Source organism: Nocardia sp. NPDC051981, assembly GCF_040680715.1.
Lineage (GTDB): Bacteria > Actinomycetota > Actinomycetes > Mycobacteriales > Mycobacteriaceae > Nocardia.
This window is the reverse complement of sequence record NZ_JBFAXK010000001.1, coordinates 713,535-738,897: the sequence shown is the minus strand read 5'-3', so window position 1 is coordinate 738,897 and position 25,363 is coordinate 713,535. Positions and strand designations below refer to the sequence as shown.

Sequence of the window (25,363 nt, the reverse complement as noted above, 5' to 3'; positions counted from 1 at the left end):
GCCGCGCCGCTTTCGTATCCCGGGCCTGGCAATGTCCGCTATCGTCGGACGACAGACCGGTTGAAGGCGTAATTCCGGGGTGGGGACTGTGATGGAGGAGTACCTGCCGAGAAGAGGTTTCCTCCTGGGGGCCTTCGGTTTAGCGGGCATGGGCTACATGGCCGCTGCGGCCGCCGATCCGGTCCCCCTGCCCCCGCCGCCCGTGCCGCTGCCCCCGCTGCCCCCGCCGACGTTCACGCCGTTCAACTACCATTCGCCCGCGTTGCAGCCGTTCGTCGACGACCTGCCCATTCCCGAAACACGGCGGGCTGCAGGGGAGTTGGCGGCCATCTCGGGAACCCATCGCTATCACCGGGAACTGCCGGAGACCCGCAGTTGGGGCTTCGGGCAGCCGGTGCTCGGGCCGAACCTGGAGGCGCATCGGGATCAGGTGGCGCGTATCGGTTTTCGCAATGAGCTGGGCACCCATGTGCTGGCCCAGCATGTAGACCTGACCATGCACGGCGTCACCGAGCTGGATCGCACCGATCCGCGCTTCACCGTGCACCTGCACGGCGGCGCGAATTCCCCCGACTCCGATGGACATCCGCTCATCGGCTGGCGCAATGGCGGCGGGCCCAGCTTCGCGTACGGCAACCGGCAGGAGGCCGCGACCCTCTGGTACCACGACCACGCCATGGGGATCGCCAGGTTGAACATCCAGGCGGGGCTGGCCGGAATGTATTACCTGCGGGACGAATTCGACACCGGCCGCGACGACAACCCGATCGGGCTGCCCAGCGGCGAGTTCGAGATCTCGCTCATCGTGCAGGACCGGACCTTCAATGCCGACGGCAGCCTGCAACCCATGGTGGCCACCTATATTCCCCAGGGCTACAACCAATCCGGGCAGCTGGGGGACGTGTGCTGCGTGAACGGGGTGGTGTGGCCGCGGCTCGAGGTGCGGCGCACCGTGTACCGGTTCCGGCTGCTCAACGGCTCCAACTCGCGGCCCTACATCTTCGAGTTCTCCACCGGCATGCTGTTCTTCGCGATCGGCGGGGATCTGGGCCTGCTGGACCGGCCTGTGCCGACACCGTCGATCCGGGTGAGCCCCGGTGAACGGGTGGACCTGCTCGTCGATTTCAGTAGCCTCGGGGACGGCGAGACCGTCGACCTGATCAATACCGCCCAAAACGATTTCGGCAATGCCGTGTTCATGGCCCCCGAGCTGCGGCCCATCATGCGCTTCACCGGCGCGGGCGACGGTCCGGCCCACGACATCCCGCGACTGCTGCGGGGCGGCCCCGGCCTGCCGGACCCGCTGGAGCCCACCTACGGGCCGGGCTCGGTGCGCACGGTGACGCTGCTCGGCCTCAATGACGATTCCCGGGCCGCGGCGGTCTTCCCGACCATGATGTCGCTGAACAATCTGCCCTTCCTGAGCTCGGACATCGACACCGCGCGGGCCGGGACGGTGGAACAGTGGGACATTGTCAACACCACCCCGTTCGACCACCCCATCCACCTGCACCTGGCCCGGATGCGGGTGATCGGCCGCCAGCCCATGCTCACCTCGGCCTACTTCCTCGCCAACTACCCGCCGGCGTTCGGTACCCGCTGGGCGCCCTCGGCCGACGGGTTCGCCATCGGGCCCCAGCAGGGGCCGCCGCCCTGGGAGGCCGGGTGGAAGGACACCATCGAGTGCCCGACCGACACCATCACCCGGATTCTGGTGAATTGGCCGTCGGTCGAGGAGCTCGGCTTCGATCCCGAGGCGGTGGTCCCGGTGCCGCCCGACGCGGAGGCCATGGCGCCCACCGGTGCCGGCATGGCGGGCGGGATGGCGGACACCCCGGAGATCCACGGCTATGTGTGGCACTGCCACAACCTCGACCATGCCGACCACGACATGATGCAGCAGATTCGCGTCCAGCCCTGAACTCCACAGGGTGCGCGAAGTTGCCTGGATGCCACGGCATTTCGGCCGCGATTCCTACACTGCGTGCATGTCGAGATCGGTGGAGGGCCGGTTCGAGGAGATAGCCCGCAAGGCCCGGCGGGTACAGGACGCCATCGACGGCGTGCGGGCTCGCGCCGACGTGGACGGGGTGCGGATCGTGGTCGCACCGGACGGTCGCATCACCGCCCTGGAGCTACCGGATTCGCGGCTGGCACAGGTGATTTCGCGTGCTCACGAACAGGCGCTCGCGCACGCGCTCGACTGCGCCGATCGCCTGCGAGGTGAACTCACCGCCGATCCCGCGGTGGCGACCGCTTGGCGTCTGTTGATGCGACCGGTCCCGGAGTCGCCGAAAACTGCCGCGCCGCACGATAATTCGACCGCGTCGCAAGTGGATGCCCCGAACCCGTACGCCCTGCCCGCCGCCGTCCGGCGCCGATACGGCCTGCCCTGAACCGGTCGGCGGCCCCGCGTGCCGGGAGGGTTTGCGGGACATTGCCCGGAGGTGTGAGGACGGCCCACCGGGCGTGCCGCGCGGGCTGGCGCAGCACCGGCCGGGCTCCGCGGGCCCGGCGGGGAGCGCGCCGCGAGCTGGGGGTTTGCTCGGATTAGGATGGCCGCGGACTTGTTTCGGGCCTCAGGGAGAAAGCGGGCGGTTCATGGATCTGGGTGTCCGCTGGAAGGTGCACGGCGACGGGCGCTCGCCCGCGCCGGGGGCGGTGGTGCGGCCGGACGAGCGGCTGTCGTGGCCGCGCACCCTCGGGCTGGGCGCGCAACACGTGGTGGCCATGTTCGGCGCGAGTTTCGTTGCGCCCGTGCTGATGGGGCTCGATCCCAACCTCGCCATCATGATGTCGGGCGTCGCGACCGTGCTGTTCCTGCTCTCGACTCGCGGCCGGGTGCCCAGCTATCTGGGCTGCTCGCTGTCGTTCGTGGGTGTGGCCGCCGTGATCCGGGCGCAGGGCGGCAGTAGCGCGACGGTGACCGGCGCCTGCCTGGTGGTGGGCGCAGCGCTGTTCCTGATCGGCCTGGCCGTGCAGCGGTTCGGCGCGCGCATCATTCACGCCGCCATGCCTCCGGTGGTGACCGGCGCGGTGGTCATGCTCATCGGCTTCAACCTGGCCCCGGTCACCGCCTCGACCTACTGGCCGCAGGATCAGTGGACCGCGCTGCTGGTCATGCTGTTCACCGGGCTGGCCGTGGTGGGCCTGCGCGGATTCTTCGCGCGCATCGCGATCTTCCTGGGCCTGGTGTTCGGGTACGGGCTCTCATGGGTGCTGGATCGGGTGTTCGGGCAGATCCATTCGGCCGACGGCAGCGGCAAGGTCACCGATCACTGGCGGCTGGATCTGTCCGGTGTGGCCAAGGCGGATTGGCTCGGCCTGCCCAGCTTCCACGCCCCGTCCCTCCAGTGGTCGGCGGTGCTGGTGGCACTGCCGGTGGTGATCGCGCTGGTCGCCGAGAACGCCGGGCACGTGAAGGCGGTCGGCGAGATGACCGGCGCCAACCTGGACGACAAGCTCGGCACCGCCATCGCCGCCGACGGCGCGGCCTCCATGCTGTCCACCGCGGTCGGCGGCCCGCCCAACACCACCTACTCGGAGAACATCGGCGTCATGGCCGCCACCCGGGTGTACTCCACGGCCGCCTACTGGGCCGCCGCGTTCTTCGCGCTGCTGTTCGGCCTGTGCCCCAAGTTCGGGGCCATCGTCGCGGCCATTCCGGGCGGGGTGCTGGGCGGGATCACCGTCATCCTGTACGGCATGATCGGCCTGCTGGGCGCGCAGATCTGGACCAATGCCAGGGTCGATCTCCGCAATCCGCTGAACCTGGTGCCCGCCGCCGCGGGCCTGATCATCGGCATCGGGAATGTGAGCATGAAGTTCACCAGCAACTTCACCCTGAGCGGCATCGCCCTGGGCACCCTGGTCGTCATCACCGGCTATCACGTGCTGCGCGTCTTCGCGCCCGCGCACTTCAAGGGGGAGGAGCCGCTGCTCGACGAGGGCACCTCCTCCTACGACGAATCAGGCAGGTAGCGAACGGGGTTCGGCCGCGGCCGGTCCGTCCGCCCGCTCTCCGGCGTAGGGCAGCTGCAGCACGTACCAGGAGTGTTCGGACGAATACTGCAGGTATTGCGAGGCTTCCGGGTCGCAGGCCAGCCCTTCGATCCGGGTCCACTGCCCGTCACCGGAGGCGATGGTGTCGGTGTAGCGGACGTGCAGGTGGCCGTGGAACAGCACGCTGGGCCGCAGCGTCCGCATCACCCGCTGGATGCGGTCCTGGTTGGGATAGCACTCGTCCTTGTCCTTGCGATTCCACTTCGGCTGCGAGGCCCGCGGTTTGTCGTGGGTGAGCAGCACGTCCACCGGTGAGCTGTCGGCATCGAGCAGGCCAGTCAGCTCGGCGTCGGTCATCTCCTCCTCCGGAAACCACAGCATGCCCGCGGTCTGCGGCCGCTTCGAGGAGCCGTAGCCGCGCCGTTTGGCGGCCTGCTCGGCCTTGCGGGCCTCCCGGGCCAGCCGCCGGCCCTTGTCGGTGGAGCGGGCCCCGCCGAAGGCGGCGAAGCTGGTGCCCTCCCAGGTCCAGCGGTGCCCGCGCGGGGCGTACCGGAGGTGCTTGCGGCACATCAGGAATCCCTCGTCATCGGGATGCTCGTCGTAGAGTTCGTGCAGCAGCGAGCTCTTGTCGTGATTCCCGTCCAGGAAGTACACGGTGACCCCGGCGCGCTTGGCCGCCCTGTTCACCGCGTCGAAGTATCGCCGTCCCGAGTGCATGTGCTCCCACGCCCCGAAGTCCCCCACCGCGAACACTCGCTCGCAGTCATTCCGCGCCGCGACCCGTATCAATGCCAGCGCATGCGCGGTGTTCCCGTGCAGGTCTCCGGCGATCAGGACATTCCCCATCGCCACATGGTGGCACCCCCGTCCCCGCACGGCATCCGCAATTCCCGGACGCCGATTCCGGCCCGCCCGAATTACGCTGACCTCCATGAACTCTGTGTTGGTTACCGGCGCGGCGCGCGGCATCGGCAAGGCCGTCTGCCTGCGTCTGGCGCAGCAGAACTGGCAGGTCTACGCCGGCGTCCGCAAGCTCTCCGACGGTGAGGCGCTGGTCGCGGCGGATTCCCGCATCACTCCGGTCGTCCTCGATGTCACGAATCCGGACCACATCGCCGCCCTCGACGAGGTGTTGCCCGCCGACCTGACGGCCGTGGTCAACAATGCGGGCATCGTCGCCGACGGTCCCGTCGAGCTCCTCGATCTGGACACCCTCCGCAACCAGTTCGAGGTCAATGTCTTCGGTGCGGTCGCGGTCACCCAGGCCGTCCTGCCGCGCCTGCGCGCCACCCGCGGCCGCGTGGTCTTCATCTCCTCGCTGTCCGGCCGCATCTCCACCCCCGGGACCGGCGCCTACAACTCCTCCAAGTTCGCCCTCGAGGGCCTGGTCGACGCTCTCCGGGTGGAGCTGCGCCCCTGGGGAATCCACACGTCCCTGATCGAGCCGGGCCCGATCGCCACCGACCTCTGGTTCGGCGCGACCGACATGGTCGACACCACCACCGCCCACCTCACCGATGCCCAGCGCGAGCTCTACAGCGCCCACCTCGCGGGCCTGCGCAAGATGTCCCAGCAGGTCCCGAAGATCGCCGCCCCCGTCGACTCGGTCGTCAACGAGGTCGAAAAGGCTCTCACCGCGAAGCGCCCCAGGGCCCGCTACATCCCGGGCCTCGCCGGAAAGATCCAGGTGGTGGTCACCTCACTCACCCCGACCCCGATCCTGGACACCCTCTTCGCCCTGGTCTCCGGCATCCGCCGGCGCTGACATCCCTACCTGTTCGGACCCGGAGACCGTGTGCTGATATGACAACCGCCGGTGCCCCATGATCGGGGCACCGGCGGTGAAAAAGCCTCGAGCGGTGCAAATTACGCGCCGTAGACGGGCTCCGGGGTGGTGGCCTTGGACAGCAGGTCGCGTACGACCGGGCCCAGCTCGGCCGGCTCCCAGCGGGCGCCGCGGTCGATGGAGACGCCGTGGCGCCAGCCGTCTGCGACGGTCACCTTGCCGCCCTCGACCTCGAACATGCGGCCGGTGACACCGGCGGAATCGGCGCTGCCCAGCCAGACCACCAGCGGCGAGACGTTTTCCGGGGCCATGGCGTCGAAGCCGTCCTCGGGGGCGGCCATCATGTCGGCGAAGACCGTCTCGGTCATGCGGGTGCGGGCCGCCGGGGCGATGGCGTTGACGGTGATGCCGTAGCGCGCGAATTCGGCCGACGCGGTGAGGGTCAGGCCCGCGATGCCGGACTTGGCGGCGGAGTAGTTGCCCTGGCCGACTGAGCCGAGCAGGCCCGCGCCGGAGCTGGTGTTGATGATGCGGGCCTCGGGGGTGCGACCGGCCTTGGCCTCGTTGCGCCAGTACTCGGCGGCGTGCCGCATGGGCGCGAAGTGGCCCTTGAGGTGCACCTTGATGACCGCGTCCCACTCGTCCTCGCCGAGGTTGACCAGCATCCGGTCGCGGACGATGCCGGCATTGTTGACCAGCACGTCCAGGCGGCCGAAGGTGTCGACGGCGGTCTGGATCAGGCGGCGCGCGCCCTCCCAGTCGGAGATGTCGTCGCCGTTCACGATGGCCTCGCCGCCGAGCGCCTTGATCTCCTCGACGACCTGTGCGGCCGGGGAGTCCGGGCTGGGCGCGCCGTCGAGCTCGGCGCCGAGGTCGTTCACGACCACCTTCGCGCCGGCGGCGGCGAAGGCGAGGGCGTGGGCACGGCCGATGCCACGACCGGCGCCGGTCACGATGACGACGCGGCCGTCGCAGATCTTGTTGTCGGTCATATCGATTACCTCTTCGTGTTCGATCGGTCTAGTGGCCCGAGACGGCGGGGACGTCTGCGGTGGATGCTTCGAGGAAGGCGGGCTTCTCGCCACCGCCGTGCACCAGCAGCGCGCTGCCGGTGACGTATGCGGCCAGGGGCGAGGCCAGGAACGCGGCGGTGCGACCGATGTCCTCGGGCGTCGCCATGCGCTGCATGGGAACCGTTCGGCTCACCGAGGCGATGCCCTCCTCGTCGCCGTAGTGCAGGTGCGAGGACTCGGTGTTGACCAGGCCGCAGATGACGGAGTTCATCCGCACCTTCGGAGCCCACTCCACCGCGAGCGACGAAACCAGGCTGTCCACACCGGCTTTGGCCGCACCGTAGGCCGCCGTGCCCGGGGAGGGCCGATGCCCGGAGACGCTGGAGATCATCACGATCGATCCACCCGTCTCCTGCTTCTGCATGACCTCGTTGGCCACCTGTGAAACCAGCAGCGGCGCCAGCAGATTCAGCTGCACGATCTTGGCGTGGAAGTTGGCGCTGGCGTCGGCGGCCAGGGCGAAGGGCGCGCCACCGGCATTGTTCACCACGGTGTCGAGCCGCCCGTACTTCGCGACGATGGCCTCGATCAGCCCGCGCACCGAATCCGGGTCGCGCACATCGCACGGCAGGAAGTCGATACCGCGGCCATTGCTCTCGACGGGGGTGTCGCCGGGCCGTCGCGCGCAGGCCACCACGGTCGCGCCCGCGTCCAGGAAGACCCGGCTGATGCCGGCGCCGACGCCGCGCACGCCGCCGGTGACCAAGACGACCGAGCCGGACAGGTTTACTTCGATTCCCACCGTGATAACCTACCAAGCACTTGCTTGTTTTGCCAACGATGGGACATTCGATGGGGATCAACCGTCACACCGAAACCGAGGGCGTCGAAGTCGTCACTGTCGACTACCCGCCGGTCAACGCGCTGCCTTCCGACGGCTGGTTCGCCCTGGCCGACGCCGTCACCCAGGCCGGCCGCAACCCGGAGACCCGGGTCGTCGTGCTGCGGGCCGAGGGCCGCGGCTTCAACGCCGGCGTGGATATCAAGGAGATGAACGCGGACACCGGGCACACCGCCCTGATCCGCGCCAACCACGGCTGCTTCGCCGCCTTCGCCGCGATCTACGACTGCGAGGTCCCGGTCGTCACCGCCGTGAACGGCTTCTGCCTCGGCGGCGGCATCGGCCTGGTCGGCAACTCCGACGTCATCGTCGCCTCCGACGACGCGACCTTCGGCCTCCCCGAGGTCGACCGCGGCGCGCTCGGTGCGGCCACCCACCTGGCGCGACTGGTCCCCCAGCACCTGATGCGGACCATGTTCTACACCGCGGGCACCCTCACCGCGCAGCAGCTGCACCACTACGGCTCGGTCTTCAAGGTGGTGCCGCGCGCCGAACTCGACGCCGCCGCCATGGAGGTCGCCAAGAACATCGCCAACAAGGACGGCCGCGTCATCCGCGCCGCCAAGAAGGCGCTCAACGGCATCGACGTGCAGGATGTGCACCGCTCCTACCGCTTCGAGCAGGGCTTCACCATGGAGCTGAACCTCGCGGGCGTGGCCGACGAGATCCGGGCGCGCTTCGACGACGACCTGGCCGCTCAGAAAAAAGCAAAGTAGAAGGGGCGAAACACTATGCGCGACAAGCGAATGAGCCTCGACGAGGTCGTCGGCGAGCTCCGCAGCGGCATGACCATCGGCATCGGCGGCTGGGGTTCCCGGCGCAAGCCGATGGCCTTCGTGCGCGCCCTGCTGCGTTCGGACATCACCGATCTGACCGTCGTCACCTACGGCGGCCCGGATCTGGGCCTGCTGTGCTCGGCGGGCAAGGTGCGCAAGGCCTACTACGGCTTCGTGTCCCTGGACTCCGCGCCGTTCTACGACCCGTGGTTCGCCAAGGCCCGCACCGAGGGTGCGATCACCGTGCGCGAGATGGACGAGGGCATGGTCAAGTGCGGTCTGCAGGCCGCCGCGGCCCGCCTGCCGTTCCTGCCCATCCGCGCCGGATTGGGTTCTGCCGTCATCGATTTCTGGGAGGGCGAGCTCGAGACCGTCCAGTCCCCGTACGCTGATGCCGACGGCCGCCGCGAAACCCTCGTCGCCATGCCCGCTCTGAACCTGGATGCCGCCTTCGTGCACCTGGACCTGGGTGACAAGCACGGCAATGCCGCCTACACCGGCGTCGATCCGTACATGGACGACCTGTACCTGCTCTCCGCCGAGAAGCGCTACCTGTCGGTGGACCGTCTCATCGAGACCGAGGAACTGGTGAAAGCCGTTCCGACGCAGGCCCTCATCCTCAACCGCATGATGGTCGACGGGGTGGTCGAGGCCCCCGGCGGCGCGCACTTCACCTTCTCCGGCAGCTACGGCCGCGACGAGAAGTTCCAGCGCCACTATGTCGAGGCCGCCAAGACGCCCGAGTCGTGGGCCGAGTTCAAGGCTCGCTACCTGGACGTGTCCGAGGCCGAATATCAGGCCGCCGTCAAGGCTTTCGCCGAGGAGCAGAAGTAATGACAGACACCACCACGATCACTCGGGCCGAGATCTGCGTCGTCGCCGCCGCCGAGATCTTCCGGGGCGCGGGCGAGATCATGGCCTCGCCCATGTCCACCGTCACCACCATCGGCGCGCGGCTGGCACGGCTCACCTTCGAGCCGGACCTGCTGCTGTCCGACGGTGAGGCGCTGTTCTTCGCCGAGATCCCGCCGATCGGCGGCAAGGCGCCCATCGAGGGCTGGATTCCGTTCTCGAAGGTCTTCGATGTGGTGAATTCCGGTCGCCGCCATGTGGTCATGGGCGCCAACCAGATCGACAGGTACGGCAACCAGAACCTGTCCGCGTTCGGTCCGCTGCAGCAGCCGACCCGGCAGATGTTCGGTGTGCGCGGCGCGCCGGGCAACACCATCAACCACGCCACCAGCTACTTCGTGCCCAAGCACAATAGGCGGGTGTTCGTCGACCAGGTCGACATCGTCTCCGGAATCGGTTACGACAAGGTGGATTCCGAGAATCCGGCCTACCGCTTCCACCACCTGCACCGGGTGGTCTCGAACCTGGGCGTGTTCGACTTCAACGGCCCGGACCACACCCTGCGCGCGCTGTCGCTGCACCCGGGTGTGACCGCCGACGAGGTCGCGGAGAACACCTCGTTCGAGATCGCGGGGCTGGCCGAGGCGGGCGAGACCCGTTTGCCCACCGAGGAAGAGCTCACCATCATCCGGACCGTGCTGGACCCCAAGGGCTTCCGTGAGAAGGAAGTGACGGCATGACCGCGCAACGGCTCAAGACGCCGCTGACCGAACTGGTCGGCATCGAGCACCCGATCGTGCAGACCGGCATGGGCTGGGTCGCCGGTCCGGGCCTGGTCGCGGCCACCGCGAACGCGGGCGGCCTCGGCATCCTCGCCTCGGCGACCATGACCCTCGACGAACTCGAGGTGGCCATCGCCAAGACGAAGGCCAAGACCGACAAGCCCTTCGGCGTGAACATCCGCGCCGACCTGTCCGACGCGCCCGACCGCATCGACATGATGATCCGCGACGGCGTGAAGGTGGCCTCCTTCGCGCTGGCTCCCAAGAAGGAGCTCATCGCCAAGCTCAAGGACAACGGCGTGGTCGTCATGCCGTCCATCGGCGCGGCCAAGCACGCGGTCAAGGTCGCCTCCTGGGGCGCGGACGCGGTGATCGTGCAGGGCGGTGAGGGCGGTGGCCACACCGGTTCCGTCGCGACCACATTGCTGCTGCCGTCCGTCCTCGACGCGGTCGACATCCCGGTGGTCGCCGGTGGCGGTTTCTTCGACGGCCGCGGCCTGGCCGCCGCGCTGTCCTACGGCGCGGCCGGCGTCGCCATGGGCACCCGCTTCCTGCTCACCCAGGACTCGAGCGTCCCGGACTCGGTCAAGCAGGAGTACCTCAAGCGCGGACTGCAGGACACCGTCGTCTCCAAGAAGGTCGACGGCATGCCGCACCGCGTCCTGAACACCGAACTGGTGGACAAGCTGGAGCACTCCAGCGGCCTGCGCGGACTCACCGCCGCCGTCTCGAACGCCGTCAAGTTCAAGAGCATGACCGGCATGAAGTGGTCGACCATGATCAAGGACGGCATCGGCATGCGGAAGCAGAAGGGCCTCACCTGGTCCCAGGTCATCATGGCCGCCAACACCCCGATGCTGCTGAAAGCCGGTCTGGTGGAGGGCAACACCCACGCGGGTGTGCTCGCCTCCGGCCAGGCCGCGGGCATCATCGACGATCTGCCCACGGTGCAGGACCTCATCGACCGCATCATCACCGAGGCCATCGAGCGCATCGACAGCCTCAACACCTACCGCGTCACCACCACCGCCTGACGCGTCCCCGAACGTGCGCGGCCACCACAGCCCGACCGCGCACCCGGATCCGGCCAACCCTCGGATCCTCGCGCGCGCCCATCCGGCGCGCGCCGAGCCGTCCCCGGAACCTCTCGCCCGGGGGCGGCTTCGCGCGTTTTGCCGACCCATGACGCAACGTTGAGGCGCCTTGTGCGGATCCATGCCGGGTCGGCCAGGGCACCTGTGAGTTAGCTGCTTTTTGCCTGATTTGTCAGCTTTATTGCGGGGTTTCAGACCTCACAGTCGTGCTGTTCCGACGGTGAGATCCGGCCCGAAGGGCCTGGCCCGGGCCAATTGGCCTGGGACGCTGGTGATGTTGGGTACGTGGGGTGTCGTGCAGGCGTACGGTTTGTGAGCCCCCCTAATGCAATCGGGGACTTGCGCGGATTGCCATAGTGACCGGTACGATGGCCGCGTTCCGCAACGGTTCGGCAATCGGGGCGACAGTGTGAGCTCGAGACCTGTCCCGATCCGCCTGGTGCGGATCGGGATTCCGTGCCTCTGGTGCGGAGGAAGCCAAGCGCGCGGTATCTGATGAGGGGATGGCTGTCGCATGATCGTCGATCGTGCAATGCGCCTGGTGGCAGTGATCGCAGCTGTCACCGGTTCGGCGCTGCTCGCGCCCGCGGTTGCCGATGCGCAGCCGGGGGGCATCCCGCTCGATCCCGTACCCGCGGGCCAGGATCCGACCCTGCCCGCGCCCGGCGGTTCGCAACCGCAGGCGCCCGCCGTCACGCCACCTCGGGCAATCGATGCCACTCGTCCGCGGCCCGTGACCCCGGTGGCCGGGCCGCAGGATCTGCTGTCCATACTGCTCGCGCTCGGAACCGGCTCGGCCGGTGTCGGTTCCGCCGGTGTGGGCTCGGCCGCGGTCGGTTCGGCCGGACTGGGCACCGTGCTGGGCGGTACCGGCTCCGCGGCCCTGGGCGCCGGGTCTGCCGTAACCGGTTCCGCCGGTGCGGGATTGGGTTCGGCCGTCGCCGGTACCGGGTCGGCCGGAGCGGCCACCGGTTCGGCCGCGCTCGGAACCGGTTCCGCCGCTGTCGGATCCGCTGGCCTCGGCACCGCGGGCGTGCTCGGCCTGGGTTCGGCGGGCGTCGGCTCCGCGGGCGTGGGCACCGGTTCCGCGCTGCTGGGTCTGCTGCTCGGCACCGGTTCGGCCGCAACAGGTTCGGCCGCGGTGGGCTCGGCCGCAACGGGTTCGGCCGGGCTGGCCGCGTTGTGCACAGGTTCGGCCGCGGTCGGTTCCGCCGGAATCGGTTCCGCCGGTGTGGGTTCCGCGGTCGGTGCGCTCACCGGTCTGGGCTCGGCCGGCTCCGGTGCGGGTTCGGCCGCGACGGGCTCGGGTGTCGGTTCGGCCGGAGCGGGTTCGGCCGCGGGTTCGGCCGCGACGGGCTCGGGTGTCGGTTCGGCCGGAGCGGGTTCCGCCGCGGGTTCGGCCGATCTCGGTTCGGCTGCGGTGGGTTCGGCGGGGCTCGGTTCGGCGGGGCTCGGTTCCGCCGCGGTCTGCGCCTCGCCGCTGCTGCTGTTGCTCATCCCGCCGCCCGCCGCACCCGCGGTGCCGCCGGTGCCGCTGGAGATTCCGCAGCCCCCGGCCGTGCCGCAGTTGCCCGCCGTGGTGGCCCCGGCGGCCGCGCTGCCCGAGCCGGAGATCGCACCTGCCGCGCCACCGGCTCCGCCGCTCCCCGCGCCGGCGCCCGCTCCCGTTCTGGCCCAGCCGAATCCGGATGTGAAGCCGACCTCGAACAACACCCCGCTGCCGCCGTGGAAGCCGCTGTCGGTGATCGGCGGGCTGATCGCCATGGCGCTGGTGGGCACCGGCTCGGGCGCGGTGAGCTTCCAGAGCGCGGCCGCGGCCCAGGCACGCGTCGATGCCGCGCGCGCTGCTTTCTTCGGACCGAGGGTATGAGGAGACCGCGATGACCGGGAGCAAGGCTCATAGCATCGGGTCCTACCGCCGGGTGGCCGCCGCGGTGGACGCGGTGTGCGCGGTGGCCGCCGATTTCGACGCCACCGACCTGGACGAGGTGGTGCTCGCCATCTCGGCGGAGCGGCGGCGGATCATCGAGATCGCCAGTGCCCAACTGGGTCCGGGCGTGTGCGGCCAGCGCCGCAGCTATCCGGACCGGGATGTGATCGTGCTGGCGCAGTCGCTGCCCAGTCGTGAGCACACCCTGGCCCACGAGCTGGGGCACATCGTCTTCGACCATCCGGGTGAGGCGGCGACCGAGGTGGTGCTGGAGGCCAGCGACGATCTCATCGCCTACATGCTCAGCCAGCGCGCGCATCAGAAGGCCATCGATCTGGGCGACGACGAGCAATGCGAGTGGGAGGCAGAGACTTTCGCCAGCATGCTCATGACCCGCCTGCGGGTGTTCAACAGCCGGGGCGCGGGCGTCTCGGTCCTTCGATTCGATGAGGCGTTGGGATGACCGAGTCAGGGGATGCGGCATGACCTTCTGGGTGACGGCCATGCTGGTGTGGATGGCCTCGGGTGCACGCGTCGGGCGCGTGCTGGTGAAACCGGCGACCACCGCGCGGGTCGCGATCATGATCGCGGTGGCCGCGGTGGCGCTGGCGGTGACCGTCGGCGTGCCGGAAATCGGTCTGGCCGTTGACCATTCGGCGCCGGGTGGCGTGCACGGTCAGTGGCTGGGCGACCGGGTGGTCACCGCGGCGTGGATCATGTTCGCGACCGCCACCTCGGTGGTGGCGGCCGCGGCGTGGCCGGTGGTGTCGCGTCGCAATCTGCGTCAGATCGGCATGATGATCTACGCCGGCGGTGCGGTCGCCATGATTCTCACGCTGCTCTGGTCGTTGACCTTCGGCTGGGTGATCGTGCTGCTGGAGTGTGTGTTCATCGTGATTACCGGTGTGCGCAACCTGGATTGGACCACGCTGGGCCGCGGCATCGCGCTCTACACCACCGGTACCGCGGTGGTCGGTGTGCTGGCGGCGATGTCGATTCGCCGCCAGGCGCGCGACGAGCCGATGCCGAAGCCCGGCGACGAGGGCTGGTTCTGGCCGATGTGGCAGATCGCGGCCATGCTCATCGCCGTCGGCGCGGTGTGGATCGTGATCGAGCTGTGGTGGCGAGCCCGGTTGCTGCTCAAGCAGATTCACACCCTGCACCGGGTGCTGATCGCGCGCTTCCCGGAGGTGGTGGCGCACGAGCAGACCGGATCGGGCACGCAGCTCAGGGCTTCCGATCAGGTCGCGCAGATCATGGACGCGCTCTATCTGCAGTCCGGTGGCGGGGTGGAGCTGGCCGCGGCGGGGGCGCCGCCGGTCTCGGTGGCCGAGCGCGCGCAGCGGGTGGCCGAGTGGTCGCGGAATCCGTTCGGCGAGGTGGTGATCGACGGTCGGTGGATCTCGCCGCCGGCGGGGGTCAGTCCGCGTGGCTGGGTGCAGGCCATCGCCCGCGCCTACGACGCGACGGCGGTCGCGTCACCGAGCACGATTCAGGGCTCCGCGCAACGGTAGTCATTACTTTTCCATTACTATTCGGCGGATCTGCGCATTACCCCTCGGTGGGGCGCCGAACTTGATCACGCGGAGATCACTGGCTCAATTGCGATCTTGTCGCAAATGCGCAAGTCCCGTACCGCGCGCGATTGCCAAGGGCGTGGCATTCCGGCGGGCCCTGCACGATGAGACTTCGTATCCGAGGTTTCGTCTCATCGAACCCGTCGTGCGCAGTACGGGACTTTGCTTGTCAGTAGATGTTGTCACTCTTGCTTGTCACGGATGATGCATTGGGGGCCGAAACATCCACAGTGCACAAAACGACATAGTGCACAAAACAACTCATTAGACCGACCGGACTCGCCCAGTTGGTGTTATGCCAGGTTTGTGCATACTGCACCAGCGCAGGGGTCTACGCCACATGGCCTCAGCACGCTGAGACCGGTGCAACATCCTTCACTCGAACCGAATGGTTCGGCGGGTCACCGGCACTGCCCTGCAAGCAGTGCCGGTGACCCGCCCATGTCCAGTCCGGAGCAAGCCCTGTAACAAACCAACACAGTGCGGCCTCCGAGTTAGCCGCACTGTGTTGCTCTGTGGCAGCGCCTATTCCGTGCCGTCCGGAGGAATTTCGGGCAGTCCTTCGCTTGCCCGCAACTTCTCCGCCATAGAGGTGAGGAGGTTCTGAGATTCTTCGGACAGGTCGAACGCCCTACTCGACAGACGACGGAGTCCGTAGCCCTGCAGCTGGGACAGCAGCTCGAGATCGTGATCGATCTTCGCCGCGTAGATGTCGTTGAAGAAGTAGTCCGGCTTGACCTTGAAGAACTTTGCCAACGCTGCCACCGTCTCATCCGACGGGTTCGTGCGCTGTCCCGACCGCAACTGCGACAGATACGGTTTCGAGATCGGATGGCCGGATGCCGTCAAGGCGGCCGCCACCTCTGCGTTCGTGTGCGGCTTACGCCCCGGGGGATGCACGGTTTCGAACAGCTTGTTCAGCCGCGCCGCGAAATCAGCCATTGTGAGCCGCCCAATTCCCTTCGCTGTACTAACAGTCGTTATCTCGGATACGTATCATTGATATTAGCGGCTCAGTAACTGAAAACCTACGCCTGATTCGCGATTTCCTTGAAGCTTCTAGGCGGTCATCCGCTTCACCCGCTGTGGCTTGGGCGTTTGCGGGCTAACCCTACGGTTCTTGCCGAGCGCTTAAGAGCCCCGGTTCTGGCCCGTCGCGAGGCTCTTCCCGGACGGGCCACGGGTAGCCATAAGATAGCTGCCGTCTCATCTTCCTGGCTGTGCCGCAGATCGTGTGGCGTACGCCACGTTTTGCGGTCAGCAGGATGAACGTTCAACCTGGCCGAAAATCATTGAGGGACTAGATCCGTTCGATGATCGTGCCCGTCGCGAGGGCGCCGCCGCAGCACATCAGGACCATGGCGGTGGTCTTGTCCGAGCGCTCCAGCTCGTGCAAAGCCGTTGTGATCAAGCGGGATCCGGTGCTGCCGACCGGGTGGCCGAGCGCGATGGCGCCGCCATTGACGTTGACGCGATCGAAATCCGGCTTGTGCACCGAGGCCCACGACAGCACCACGGACGCGAAAGCCTCGTTGATCTCGAACAAGTCGATGTCGGAGATGCTCATGCCGCTGCGCTCGAGCAGTCGCTCGCACGCCTGCACCGGACCATCCAGGTGGAATTCGGGCTCGCCGCCCACCAGGCACTGCGCCACGATGCGGGCGCGCGGGCGCAATCCCTCACGCTGCGCGGCCTTTTCGTCCATGAGCAGCACCGCGGCCGCGCCGTCGGAGATCTGCGAGGAGGTGCCAGCGGTGTGAATTCCGCCCTCCAGCACCGGCTTCAGCTTCGCCAGGCCCTCGCGGGTGGTCTCGCGCAGACCCTGGTCGCGGCTGATGTCGGCGAACTCGCCGGTGAGGTTGCCCTCCTTGTCGACCTGCGGCGCGTTCTTGATGGTCAGCACCTCGCGGTCGAAGCGGCCCTCTGCCCACGCCTGCGCGGCCAGTCGCTGCGAGCGCTCGCCCAGCTCGTCGACATCGTCGCGAGTGATGCCGCGCCGCTTGGCGATTCGCTCGGCGGCCTCGAACTGGTTGGGCATGTCGATGTTCCAGGACGCGGGCCGGCGCGGCCCGGCGTGCGTTCCGACGTTGGCGCCCAACGGAACATGGCTCATGGACTCGATGCCGCAGGCCATGCCGACCTCGATGGCGCCGGTGGAGATGAGACCGGCCACCAGCCCCGCGGCCTGCTGCGCCGAACCGCACTGGTTGTCGATGGTGACCGCACCGGTCTGCCACGGCAGCCCGGCGTGCAGCCAGGCGGTGCGGGTGACGTTGTTGCCCTGCTCGCCGACCTGCATGACGCAGCCGCCGACGACCTGTTCGACCAGCGCCGGATTCAGTTCCGCGCGCTCGAGCACGCCCTGCTGTGCCGCGCCCAGCAGCTCGGCGGCGTGCAGGCCGGCCAGCCAGCCATTGCGCTTGCCGATGGGCGTGCGGGCGGCCTCGACGATGACGGGAGTACCCATGTCTTTCCTTCCGGATTAGAACTGCAACGAGTTCACAACCAGTAACGTAAGTCTGTTCCGGACCATTACCTAGTCCCTTCTCTTGTTTTACCTCCTGTGCTTCAATATCGGTAGAACGTGTTTCAGTTGGTCAAAGGAGACTGCTGGTGGTCGACACTGCAGCCCGGCCCAATGTGCCGGATGGATTCGATGTCACCGACCCGGAGATGTGGGCGCACCGGGTCCCGGTCGAAGAACTCGCCGAACTGCGCCGCACCGCCCCCATCTGGTGGAACCCCAAGTCGCCGGAGGTCGGGGGCTTCACCGACGACGGCTTCTGGGTGCTCACCAAGCATGCCGACGTCAAGACCGTCTCGCGGCGCGACGACGTGTTCTCCACCTATGAGAACACCGCCATCCCGCGGTTCCAGGACGACATCACGCGCGAGCAGATCGATCTGCAGCGCTTCGTCCTGCTGAACAAGGACGCCCCGGAGCACACCAAGCTCCGCAAGATCATCTCCAAGGGCTTCACCCCGCGCGTCATCAACGGCCTGCGGGCCGAGCTGACCGCCCGGGCCGAGGCCATCGTGAAGGCCGCCGCCGACGCCGGCACCGGTGACTTCGTGGAGCAGGTGGCCGCCGAGCTGCCGCTGCAGGCCATCGCCGAACTGATCGGCGTGCCGCAGGAAGACCGCATGAAGCTGTTCAAGTGGTCCAACGACATGACCAGCTACGACGATCCGGACAGCGACGCCGACCCGGTGGTCGCCTCCACCGAGATCCTCGGCTACTCGTACCAAATGGCCGAGGCCCGCCGGGCCTGCCCGGCCGACGATATCGTCACCCAGCTCATCAATGCCGACATGGACGGCGAGGCGCTGCTGCCGGAGGAATTCGGCTTCTTCGTCATGATGCTGGCCGTCGCGGGCAACGAGACCACCCGCAATGCCACCACGCACGGCATGATCGCGTTCATGGAGAACCCGGACCAGTGGGAGCTCTTCAAGAAGGAGCGGCCCAAGACCGCCGCCGACGAGATCATCCGCTGGGCCACCCCGGTCAGCTCGTTCCAGCGCACCGCGCTCGAGGACGTTGAGGTCAGTGGCGTGCAGATCAAGAAGGGTCAGCGGGTCGTGCTGTCCTACCGCTCGGCCAACTTCGACGAGGAGGTGTTCGAGGATCCGTACACCTTCAATATCCTGCGTGATCCGAACCCGCACCTGTCCTTCGGCGGCACCGGCGCGCACTTCTGCATCGGCGCGAACCTGGCCCGGCTCGAGATCGAGATCATCTTCAATGCCATCGCCGACCACATGCCCGACATCTCCAAGCTCGGAGATCCGCGACGGCTGCAGTCCGGCTGGCTCAATGGCATCAAGGAATTCCAGGTCGACTACCAGACCTGCCCCGTGAAGCACTGAGCCGCAGATGATTTGATCCGCCCCGTTCCCCCTCTCACTCCTCGGGGCGGAGAAAAAGGAAGCGGGCGACTGGAGGAATCCAGTCGCCCGCTTCGTCTTTTGTATGCCGGCCGGGGGTCTAGGCCTTCTTCATCGTCGACATGGCGCGCTCGGTCTCCCAAAAGGCGCGCAGGGCAAGGATTTTCCCGTCCTCGTCGACCTTGTAGGTGAAGACGCCTTCCGCGTCGACGATATGACCGCTCATGGTGGTGCGGATGCGGCCCGTGTAGGCCACCTCACGACCGCAGGCGAAGGAGTCGTCGAAGAGGAACTCGATGGACTCGGTGGGGGCAATCGCCTTGTCCCAGAAGGCCGCGATGGCTTCCGCGCCGCGGTGCCCGACGCCCTCGGGATCGAAGAAGGACGGCCCGATGGGGTCCTCCACGATCCCGTCGGCGGCGAACAGCGCCAACCAGGCCTGCTTGTTCTTCGCCCGCACCGCGGCCTGCGACGCCGTGCCCGCTACCCGGGCCGGGTGTTCGGTCGTGGTGGTCACGGCTGCTCACTCCCGACGACCCACATCGAGAAGTACTGCGAGCCACCGCCGTACGCGTGGCCGTAGGCCTTGCGGGCGTTCTCCACCTGGTAGTCGCCGGCCCGGCCCATGACCTGCTTGGCGGCCTCGGCGAAGCGGATCATGCCGGAGGCGCCGATCGGGTTGGAGGAGAGCACGCCGCCGGAGGGGTTGACCGGCAGCTTCCCGCCGATGGCGGTCTCCCCGGCGTCGGTGAGCTTCCAGCCCTCGCCCTCGGGCATGAAGCCCAGGTTCTCCAGCCACATGGGCTCGAACCACGAGAAGGGGACATAGATCTCGGCCGCGTCGATCTCCTCGAGCGGGTTGGTGATCCCGGCCTGCTTCCACAGCGCCTTGGCGGCTTCCTGACCGGCCTTGGGGTTGACCTGGTCGCGGCCGGCGTAGGCGAGCGGTTCGGTGCGCATGGCGGTGCCGTGCACCCAGGCCACCTTCTTGCCCTGTGCCTCCACGGCCTTGCCGGACGCCTCGTCACCGATCACGATGGCGCAGGCGCCGTCCGAGGACGGGCAGGTCTCGTCGAAACGAATGGGGTCCCAGAGCATTTGGGAGGACATCACCGATTCCAGGGTGATGTCGGGCTGGTGCAGATGCGCGAACGGATTGCGCGCGCCGTTGCGGCGGTCCTTCACCGCGACCATGGCGCCCACGTGCAGCGGGGCGTTGGAGCGGCGGATGTAGGCGCGCACGTGCGGGGCGAAGTAGCCGCCCGCGCCCGCGCCGACCGGCATGGTGAACGGCACCGGATTCGACAGCGCCCACATGGCGTTGGACTCCGACTGCTTCTCCCACGCGATGGCCAGCACCTTGCCGTACACGCCGGCCTGCACCTGGTTGGCCGCGACGATCGCGGTCGAGCCGCCCACCGAACCGGCGGTGTGCACTCGGAGCAGCGGTTTTCCGGTGGCGCCCAGGGCATCCGCGAGGAACAGCTCCGGCATCATGGAGCCCTCGAAGAAGTCGGGGGCCTTGCCGACCACCACGGCGTCGATATCGGCCATGGTCAGGCCGGAGTCCACCAGGGCGCGGTCGATGGCCTCGCGGACCATGCCCCCCATGGATACATCCGACCGTTTGGTCACGTGATGGGTTTGTCCGGTGCCGAGCACCGCGGCGGGGAAAGTCATCGTGCCTCCAGGGTGGCAACCAGGTTCTGCTGCAGCGCGGGCCCCGAACTGGCATGGGCCAGTGCGCGATTCGCGGTGCCGTTGATGATTTCGGTGGCGGCGAAGCCGATGCGCTCGAGGCCCGCGGCGAACATCGGATTGCCCGACAGCGGACCGCCGGACGGATTGATCCGGGTGGTGCCGTTCAGGCCGATGGCCTGCTTCAGGATCAGCTCCTCGTGGCTGAACTGCGCGTGCAGCTCGGCGATGTCGAAGCCGCTCGCGTCGCCGCCGGTGAGGGCGTCGGCCGCCTTCTTGGCCGAGGCCGAGACCGTCAGGTCGCGCGCACCCAGCACCGGGGTGTCGATGTAGTGGGCCATTCCGGTCAGCCAGGCCGGACGCTCGCACAGCTCGCGGGCGCGATCGCCCACGGCCAGCACGATGGCGGCCGCGCCGTCGGTGATGGGCGCGATGTCATGGGCGCGGAAGGGATCGGCGACCTTCGGCGCGGCCAGCAGCTTTTCGGCGTCGGAGCCGGTGCTGCGCGCGGCCACCGCGGCCATGTCCGCCTCGGTCCAGCGGCCCGCGTCCAGGCCCGCGCGGGCCTGCAGGCCGGCGATGGACACCGAGTCCGGCCACAGCGGCGCGACCAGGTACGGGTCGGTCTGCAGGGTGAGGATCTGGCGGAGGGTACCGGCCGAGGCCTTGCCGAAGCCGTACACCAGGGCCGTCTCGGCCTGCCCGGAGCGCAGTTTCACCCACGCCTCGTACAGCGCCCAGGCGGCGTCCATCTCCACGTGCGACTCGTTGATCGGCGGCACCGCGCCGATGGAGTCGATGGCCGAGATGAACGAGAAGGCGCGTCCGGCAAGGTAATCCGAGGAACCGGAGCACCAGAAGCCGATGTCGGAGACCCCGATGCCGAGCTTGGCGTAGAGCTCCTGGAAGCAGGGCGCGAGCATCTCGACGCCATTGGTGGTGCCGAAGGTCTCCGGCACGTGCGGCGCGTGCGCGAAGCCCACGACCGCGATGTCAGTTGCCTTGTGGTTCAAGGTGGTTCAGCGCCTCTCTACAGGTGGTGCGCGAAGCTGTCGTAGTCGGCGTCGGGTTCGCCGGTGGGCCGGAAGTGGTCGATATTGGCCATGGACAGGCCCCACTCCTCGCGCGGCTTCCACACCGCCTCCACTCGCATACCCATCCGGACCTCGCTCGCCTCGACGCCGAGCACCAGGTGCAGGAAGGGGATGTCGGCGCCGTCGAGCAGCACGTAGGCCGCCACGTACGGGGGCTTGAGGCGCTGGCCCATGAACGGCACGTTCACGATGCAGAAGGTGGTCACGATGCCCTTGTCGGACACCTCGACGTAGTCGTCGGTCGGCGAGCCGTCGCGCGGGTCGGCGCCGCGCGGCGGGAAGTACACCTTGCCGTCCATCCGGGCGCGGGCGCCGAGCAGGCGGCCCTCCATGAGCGCCTTCAGGAAGACGGCTTCCTGCGGGGCGGCGGTGTGCTTGATGGAGAAGTCGACCGGGGTCACGATGCCGGTCACCGGTTCGAGGTCGCTCGCGGAATCGGCCGGGGCCGTGGAGGTCTCACCCGGTTCGAAGGCCGCGATGTCGTGGATGTCGCCGGTGCGCTCGGCGGCCCAGCGTGCCCGCACCCGCATCCCGGTGGCGATGTCGGCCGGGGAGGCCACATCCACCGCGTGCAGGATGGCGGTGTCCGCGCCGTCCAGCTTGATCAGCGCGTAGGCGAAGGGCCGGTCGAAGGGCTGGCCGGGCAGCGGCTCGGCCACCCACGACCAGGTCTGGACGGTGCCGACGTCGGACACGTCGACGAACTCCGACAGCGCCTCGCCGGTGGCCGGATCGAATTCCGCGGGCGGCACGATCACGCGCCCATCGGAACCCCGCACCCCGACGACCTTGCCGGATCGCAGTTCCGTGAGGAAGCGACCGATGATCGGACCGGTGGAGCGGGTGTAGTCGAATTGCATCCGCAGCGGTGCGGACAGTATTTCGGTGTTCCCCAGAGTCACGAGATCGAGTAGAACAGGTTCTAGTGACGGTGGCAAGAGTACGGGCTGCGGGCCTGGCGACCAGCCCCGGATGTTCTAGGAAGGACATGAAAATGCGCTTTGGTTTGCAGCTGGGATATTGGGGCGCGCAGCCGCCCGTCAATCACCGGGAACTGGTGCTGGCCGCGGAGGAGACCGGCTTCGACGCCATCTTCACCGCGGAGTCCTGGGGATCGGACGCCTTCACGCCCCTGGCGTGGTACGGCTCGGACACCAGCCGGGTCCGGCTGGGCACCTCCGTCGTGCAGATGTCGGCGCGCACCCCGACCGCGACCGCCATGGCCGCGCTGACCCTCGACCACCTCAGCGGCGGCCGGCACATCCTCGGACTCGGCGTCTCCGGTCCGCAGGTGGTGGAGGGCTGGTACGGGCAGCCGTTCGCCAAGCCGCTGGCCCGCACCCGCGAGTACGTCTCGATCGTGCGGCAGGTGCTGGCCCGCGAGGGGAAGGTGACCAGTGCGGGCCCGCACTACCCGCTGCCGTACTCCGGATCGGGCGCAACGGGATTCGGCAAGCCGCTCAAGCCCATCACCCACCCGCTGCGCGCGGACCTGCCGATCTGGCTCGGCGCGGAGGGTCCCAAGAACGTGGCGCTGACCGCGGAGATCGCGGACGGCTGGCTGGCCATCTACTACACGCCGCGGCTGGCCGACATGTACAACGAGTGGCTCGACGAGGGGTTCTCGCGCCCGGGCGCGCGGCGCTCGCGTGAGGACTTCGAGATCGCCGCCACCGCGCAGGTGATCCTGACCGACGACCCCAGGGCCGAACTGGATCGGCTGCGCCCGTTCATGGCGCTCTACATCGGCGGCATGGGCGCCGAGGAACTCAACTTCCACGCCGAGGTGTACCGGCGCATGGGCTATGGCGAGCAGGTGGACGAGATCACCCGGCTGTTCCGCACCGGCCGCAAGGAGGAGGCCGCGGCGGTCGTGCCCGACGAGCTGATCCTCGACACCACCATCATCGGCAACGAGGCGCAGGTGCGTGAGCAGCTGAAGGTATGGGAGCAGGCCGGCGTCACCATGATGCTCGTGGGTGTCCGCGACCTGGCGCAGTTCGAGGCGCTGCGTCCGCTGATCGAGTCGCAGGGGCATTGAGTCGGTCGCAGGGACACTGATTCGGTCGCGGGGATACCGATTCGGTCGTAGAACTAGTTCCAGAAATCCGGCCTCGTAGAAGCGCTTCGCGGCCGGTTGGAAAGGGCGCGCCCCGGTGGGTGGGTCGCGCCCTTTCGCATCTGTTCCAATTCGGCGTAAGTCGCCGTAGGGTGTGACGGGGGGCACATCCAGTCACTGACCAAAGCCGAATCTGTGGCTTGTCACACACAAGAACACGTTCTATTTTGAAGCAGTGAGCTACAACATTGCGGACCTTGTCGAGCACACCATCGACCTCATGCCGGAACGTGTCGCGCTGGTTGACGACGCTCGTTCGGTGACCTACGCCGAGCTCGAGGACCGAGCCAACCGGCTGGCGCACTACCTGCAGGATCAGGGTGTGCAGCCGGGTGACAAGGTCGGCGTGTACTCGCGCAACACCATTGAGGCCGTGGAGGCCATGGTGGCCATCTTCAAGGCGCGGGCAGTCATGATCAACGTGAACTACCGCTACGTCGAGAACGAGTTGCAGTACATCTTCGAGAACTCGGACATGGTCGCGCTCATTCACGAGCGGCGGTACAGCGACAAGGTGGCCAATGTGCTGCCGAACGTGCCGAAGATCAAGGCGGTCGTCACCGTCGAGGACGGCACCGACCTGCCGCTGCCCCCGACCGCGGTGGAATACGAAGCGGCGCTGGCCGGCTCGCGCGGCGAGCGCGATTTCGGCGAGCGTTCCTCCGACGACATCATGATGATCTACACCGGCGGTACCACCGGCATGCCCAAGGGCGTCATGTGGCGGCAGGAGGACTGGTGGCGCGTCCTCGGCGGCGGCATCAACTTCTACACCGGTGAATTCATCCAGGACGAGTGGGAGCAGTCCAAGGGCGGCGCGAGCGGCAACTCGCCGATGGTGCGCTATCCGATTCCGCCGCTGATCCACGGCGGCGCGTTCACCGCGACCCTGCACAGCCTGTTCGACGGCGGCAAGGCCGTCATGCTGCCGGAGTTCAGCGGACACGGTGTGTGGCAGGCGATTCAGCGGCACGGTGTCAACATGATCTTCATTACCGGCGATGCCATGGCCCGTCCGATGCTGGACGCGCTGGCCGAGGGCAATGCGGAAACCGGTGAGGCGTACCAGCATTCGAGCCTGTGGGTGCTGGCCAGCAGCGCGGCGCTGTTCTCGCCCGCACTGAAGGACCAGTTCATCGAGAACTTCCCGAACGCGCTCATCACCGACTCCATCGGCTCCTCGGAGACCGGCTTCGGCGGTCTGGCCGTGGCGGCCAAGGGCGCCACGCACACCGGCGGCCCGCGGGTGAAGATCGACGGCTCCACCAAGGTGATCGACGAGGACGGCAACGAGGTCGCGCCCGGCTCCGGCCAGGTCGGCATGCTGGCGCGGACCGGCAACATCCCGCTCGGCTACTACAACGACCCGGTCAAGACCGCCGAAACCTTCAAGGTGTTCAACGGCGTTCGCTACTCCATCCCCGGCGACTTCGCCCGCGTCGAGGAGGACGGCACCGTCACCATGCTGGGCCGCGGCTCGGTGTCGATCAACTCCGGCGGCGAGAAGATCTACCCCGAAGAGGTCGAGGGCGCGCTCAAGGCACACCCGGAGATCTTCGACGCGCTCGTGGTCGGCGTGCCGGACGAGCGCTGGGGCCAGCGGGTGGTCGCGGTCGTGCAGTGCCGCGGCGGCGCCCGCCCGACGCTGGAGGAGCTGCGCCCGACCCTGGTCAAGGAGATCTCCTCCTACAAGATGCCGCGCAGCCTGTGGTTCGTGGACGAGATCAAGCGCTCGCCCGCGGGCAAGCCGGACTACAAGTGGGCCAAGGCGCAGACCGAGGCCCGCGAGGCCGATCACCACGCCCAGGCCTCGAACACCAAGTAACGCGGCTCAGCTCGTGGTGTGTGCCG

At 68.1% G+C, this 25,363-nt stretch carries 23 protein-coding genes; 14 read left to right on the top strand and 9 right to left on the bottom strand.

Annotated features, from left to right (window positions below):
- Window positions 1-79: 79 nt before the first annotated feature.
- The 3 genes from AB0L60_RS03145 to AB0L60_RS03135 all read left to right on the top strand — a co-directional run bounded on the left by AB0L60_RS03145 (window position 80) and on the right by AB0L60_RS03135 (window position 3,981).
- Window positions 80-1,921, top strand: coding sequence for a multicopper oxidase domain-containing protein (locus AB0L60_RS03145; protein WP_364606301.1), 1,842 nt, complete (start codon window positions 80-82; stop codon window positions 1,919-1,921).
- A 67-nt stretch (window positions 1,922-1,988) separates the two neighbouring features.
- Complete coding sequence (locus AB0L60_RS03140; protein WP_364606298.1) at window positions 1,989-2,396, top strand: hypothetical protein; 408 nt, start codon at window positions 1,989-1,991, stop codon at window positions 2,394-2,396.
- A 205-nt stretch (window positions 2,397-2,601) separates the two neighbouring features.
- On the top strand, window positions 2,602-3,981 hold the full coding sequence (locus tag AB0L60_RS03135; protein ID WP_364606294.1) for a solute carrier family 23 protein: 1,380 nt from the start codon (window positions 2,602-2,604) through the stop codon (window positions 3,979-3,981).
- Here AB0L60_RS03135 and AB0L60_RS03130 read toward each other — a convergent pair.
- Window positions 3,970-4,848, bottom strand: a complete 879-nt coding sequence (locus AB0L60_RS03130) for a metallophosphoesterase (RefSeq protein WP_364606290.1) — start codon at window positions 4,846-4,848, stop codon at window positions 3,970-3,972. The genes AB0L60_RS03135 and AB0L60_RS03130 overlap by 12 nt on opposite strands.
- Before the next feature lie 85 nt (window positions 4,849-4,933).
- On the opposite strand from AB0L60_RS03130, the gene AB0L60_RS03125 reads away from it, so the two are divergent.
- Entirely contained in the window at window positions 4,934-5,767 is an 834-nt protein-coding gene (locus AB0L60_RS03125) for an SDR family oxidoreductase (protein ID WP_364606287.1), read from the top strand.
- A 101-nt stretch (window positions 5,768-5,868) separates the two neighbouring features.
- On the opposite strand, the gene AB0L60_RS03120 is transcribed toward AB0L60_RS03125, so the two are convergent.
- A complete protein-coding gene (locus AB0L60_RS03120; RefSeq protein WP_354831218.1) occupies window positions 5,869-6,780 on the bottom strand; it encodes an SDR family oxidoreductase in 912 nt (303 codons plus the stop codon).
- 28 nt (window positions 6,781-6,808) lie between these two features.
- On the bottom strand, window positions 6,809-7,597 hold the full coding sequence (locus AB0L60_RS03115; RefSeq protein ID WP_354831648.1) for an SDR family oxidoreductase: 789 nt from the start codon (window positions 7,595-7,597) through the stop codon (window positions 6,809-6,811).
- Window positions 7,598-7,653: 56 nt separating this feature from the next.
- Between AB0L60_RS03115 and AB0L60_RS03110 the strand changes: the two genes are divergently transcribed.
- The 7 genes from AB0L60_RS03110 (at window position 7,654) to AB0L60_RS03080 (ending at window position 14,650) form a co-directional block, all read left to right on the top strand.
- The gene (locus AB0L60_RS03110; protein WP_354831217.1) at window positions 7,654-8,418 is read left to right on the top strand and encodes an enoyl-CoA hydratase family protein; all 765 of its coding nucleotides are present in this window, start codon (window positions 7,654-7,656) and stop codon (window positions 8,416-8,418) included.
- A 15-nt stretch (window positions 8,419-8,433) separates the two neighbouring features.
- Window positions 8,434-9,312, top strand: a complete 879-nt coding sequence (locus AB0L60_RS03105) for a CoA-transferase (protein WP_354831215.1) — start codon at window positions 8,434-8,436, stop codon at window positions 9,310-9,312.
- Complete coding sequence (locus tag AB0L60_RS03100; RefSeq protein WP_364606282.1) at window positions 9,312-10,070, top strand: CoA-transferase; 759 nt, start codon at window positions 9,312-9,314, stop codon at window positions 10,068-10,070. The genes AB0L60_RS03105 and AB0L60_RS03100 overlap by 1 nt, the downstream gene beginning before the upstream one ends.
- Window positions 10,067-11,146: a nitronate monooxygenase gene (locus AB0L60_RS03095; protein WP_364606279.1), complete on the top strand. Its 1,080-nt coding sequence runs from the start codon at window positions 10,067-10,069 to the stop codon at window positions 11,144-11,146. Before AB0L60_RS03100 ends, AB0L60_RS03095 begins: the two co-directional genes overlap by 4 nt.
- Window positions 11,147-11,720: 574 nt before the next feature.
- The gene (locus tag AB0L60_RS03090; RefSeq protein WP_364606276.1) at window positions 11,721-13,076 is read left to right on the top strand and encodes a hypothetical protein; all 1,356 of its coding nucleotides are present in this window, start codon (window positions 11,721-11,723) and stop codon (window positions 13,074-13,076) included.
- Window positions 13,077-13,086: 10 nt separating this feature from the next.
- Window positions 13,087-13,599 carry an ImmA/IrrE family metallo-endopeptidase gene (locus tag AB0L60_RS03085; RefSeq protein WP_354831205.1) on the top strand — a complete coding sequence of 171 codons (513 nt, stop codon included), beginning with the start codon at window positions 13,087-13,089 and terminating at the stop codon, window positions 13,597-13,599.
- A gap of 19 nt (window positions 13,600-13,618) precedes the next feature.
- Entirely contained in the window at window positions 13,619-14,650 is a 1,032-nt protein-coding gene (locus AB0L60_RS03080) for a hypothetical protein (protein WP_364606272.1), read from the top strand.
- Window positions 14,651-15,238: 588 nt separating this feature from the next.
- On the opposite strand, the gene AB0L60_RS03075 is transcribed toward AB0L60_RS03080, so the two are convergent.
- Both AB0L60_RS03075 and AB0L60_RS03070 read right to left on the bottom strand, forming a co-directional pair.
- A complete protein-coding gene (locus AB0L60_RS03075) occupies window positions 15,239-15,655 on the bottom strand; it encodes a helix-turn-helix domain-containing protein (protein ID WP_011207048.1) in 417 nt (138 codons plus the stop codon).
- 358 nt (window positions 15,656-16,013) lie between these two features.
- Entirely contained in the window at window positions 16,014-17,180 is a 1,167-nt protein-coding gene (locus AB0L60_RS03070) for a steroid 3-ketoacyl-CoA thiolase (RefSeq protein WP_364606269.1), read from the bottom strand.
- 206 nt (window positions 17,181-17,386) lie between these two features.
- Here AB0L60_RS03070 and AB0L60_RS03065 point away from each other — a divergent pair, with 206 nt between their 5' ends.
- Window positions 17,387-18,583 carry a cytochrome P450 gene (locus AB0L60_RS03065; protein WP_364606750.1) on the top strand — a complete coding sequence of 399 codons (1,197 nt, stop codon included), beginning with the start codon at window positions 17,387-17,389 and terminating at the stop codon, window positions 18,581-18,583.
- 118 nt (window positions 18,584-18,701) lie between these two features.
- Here the strand turns inward: AB0L60_RS03065 and AB0L60_RS03060 are convergent, their stop codons facing one another.
- From AB0L60_RS03060 to AB0L60_RS03045, 4 genes are read right to left on the bottom strand one after another with little or no spacing between them, the layout of a single operon-like run.
- Entirely contained in the window at window positions 18,702-19,118 is a 417-nt protein-coding gene (locus tag AB0L60_RS03060; RefSeq protein ID WP_364606266.1) for a nuclear transport factor 2 family protein, read from the bottom strand.
- A complete protein-coding gene (locus AB0L60_RS03055) occupies window positions 19,115-20,281 on the bottom strand; it encodes a thiolase domain-containing protein (RefSeq protein ID WP_354831192.1) in 1,167 nt (388 codons plus the stop codon). Before AB0L60_RS03055 ends, AB0L60_RS03060 begins: the two co-directional genes overlap by 4 nt.
- Complete coding sequence (locus tag AB0L60_RS03050) at window positions 20,278-21,312, bottom strand: thiolase domain-containing protein (protein ID WP_364606261.1); 1,035 nt, start codon at window positions 21,310-21,312, stop codon at window positions 20,278-20,280. Before AB0L60_RS03050 ends, AB0L60_RS03055 begins: the two co-directional genes overlap by 4 nt.
- A 17-nt stretch (window positions 21,313-21,329) precedes the next feature.
- Window positions 21,330-22,295, bottom strand: coding sequence for an OB-fold domain-containing protein (locus AB0L60_RS03045; RefSeq protein WP_364606258.1), 966 nt, complete (start codon window positions 22,293-22,295; stop codon window positions 21,330-21,332).
- A gap of 92 nt (window positions 22,296-22,387) precedes the next feature.
- On the opposite strand from AB0L60_RS03045, the gene AB0L60_RS03040 reads away from it, so the two are divergent.
- Both AB0L60_RS03040 and AB0L60_RS03035 read left to right on the top strand, forming a co-directional pair.
- Window positions 22,388-23,434, top strand: coding sequence for an LLM class F420-dependent oxidoreductase (locus tag AB0L60_RS03040; RefSeq protein WP_364606255.1), 1,047 nt, complete (start codon window positions 22,388-22,390; stop codon window positions 23,432-23,434).
- 253 nt (window positions 23,435-23,687) lie between these two features.
- Entirely contained in the window at window positions 23,688-25,337 is a 1,650-nt protein-coding gene (locus AB0L60_RS03035; protein WP_364606252.1) for an acyl-CoA synthetase, read from the top strand.
- The last annotated feature ends 26 nt before the right edge of the window (window positions 25,338-25,363 follow it).

Coding starts and splice junctions, on each gene's coding strand:
- AB0L60_RS03140 (WP_364606298.1), top strand. CDS start 1,989: ATGTCGAGATCGGTGGAGGGCCGGTTCGAGGAGATAGCCCGCAAGGCC.
- AB0L60_RS03135 (WP_364606294.1), top strand. CDS start 2,602: ATGGATCTGGGTGTCCGCTGGAAGGTGCACGGCGACGGGCGCTCGCCC.
- AB0L60_RS03130 (WP_364606290.1), bottom strand. CDS start 4,848: ATGGGGAATGTCCTGATCGCCGGAGACCTGCACGGGAACACCGCGCAT.
- AB0L60_RS03125 (WP_364606287.1), top strand. CDS start 4,934: ATGAACTCTGTGTTGGTTACCGGCGCGGCGCGCGGCATCGGCAAGGCC.
- AB0L60_RS03120 (WP_354831218.1), bottom strand. CDS start 6,780: ATGACCGACAACAAGATCTGCGACGGCCGCGTCGTCATCGTGACCGGC.
- AB0L60_RS03110 (WP_354831217.1), top strand. CDS start 7,654: ATGGGGATCAACCGTCACACCGAAACCGAGGGCGTCGAAGTCGTCACT.
- AB0L60_RS03105 (WP_354831215.1), top strand. CDS start 8,434: ATGCGCGACAAGCGAATGAGCCTCGACGAGGTCGTCGGCGAGCTCCGC.
- AB0L60_RS03100 (WP_364606282.1), top strand. CDS start 9,312: ATGACAGACACCACCACGATCACTCGGGCCGAGATCTGCGTCGTCGCC.
- AB0L60_RS03095 (WP_364606279.1), top strand. CDS start 10,067: ATGACCGCGCAACGGCTCAAGACGCCGCTGACCGAACTGGTCGGCATC.
- AB0L60_RS03090 (WP_364606276.1), top strand. CDS start 11,721: ATGATCGTCGATCGTGCAATGCGCCTGGTGGCAGTGATCGCAGCTGTC.
- AB0L60_RS03085 (WP_354831205.1), top strand. CDS start 13,087: ATGACCGGGAGCAAGGCTCATAGCATCGGGTCCTACCGCCGGGTGGCC.
- AB0L60_RS03080 (WP_364606272.1), top strand. CDS start 13,619: ATGACCTTCTGGGTGACGGCCATGCTGGTGTGGATGGCCTCGGGTGCA.
- AB0L60_RS03075 (WP_011207048.1), bottom strand. CDS start 15,655: ATGGCTGATTTCGCGGCGCGGCTGAACAAGCTGTTCGAAACCGTGCAT.
- AB0L60_RS03070 (WP_364606269.1), bottom strand. CDS start 17,180: ATGGGTACTCCCGTCATCGTCGAGGCCGCCCGCACGCCCATCGGCAAG.
- AB0L60_RS03065 (WP_364606750.1), top strand. CDS start 17,387: ATGTGGGCGCACCGGGTCCCGGTCGAAGAACTCGCCGAACTGCGCCGC.
- AB0L60_RS03055 (WP_354831192.1), bottom strand. CDS start 20,281: ATGACTTTCCCCGCCGCGGTGCTCGGCACCGGACAAACCCATCACGTG.
- AB0L60_RS03040 (WP_364606255.1), top strand. CDS start 22,388: ATGCGCTTTGGTTTGCAGCTGGGATATTGGGGCGCGCAGCCGCCCGTC.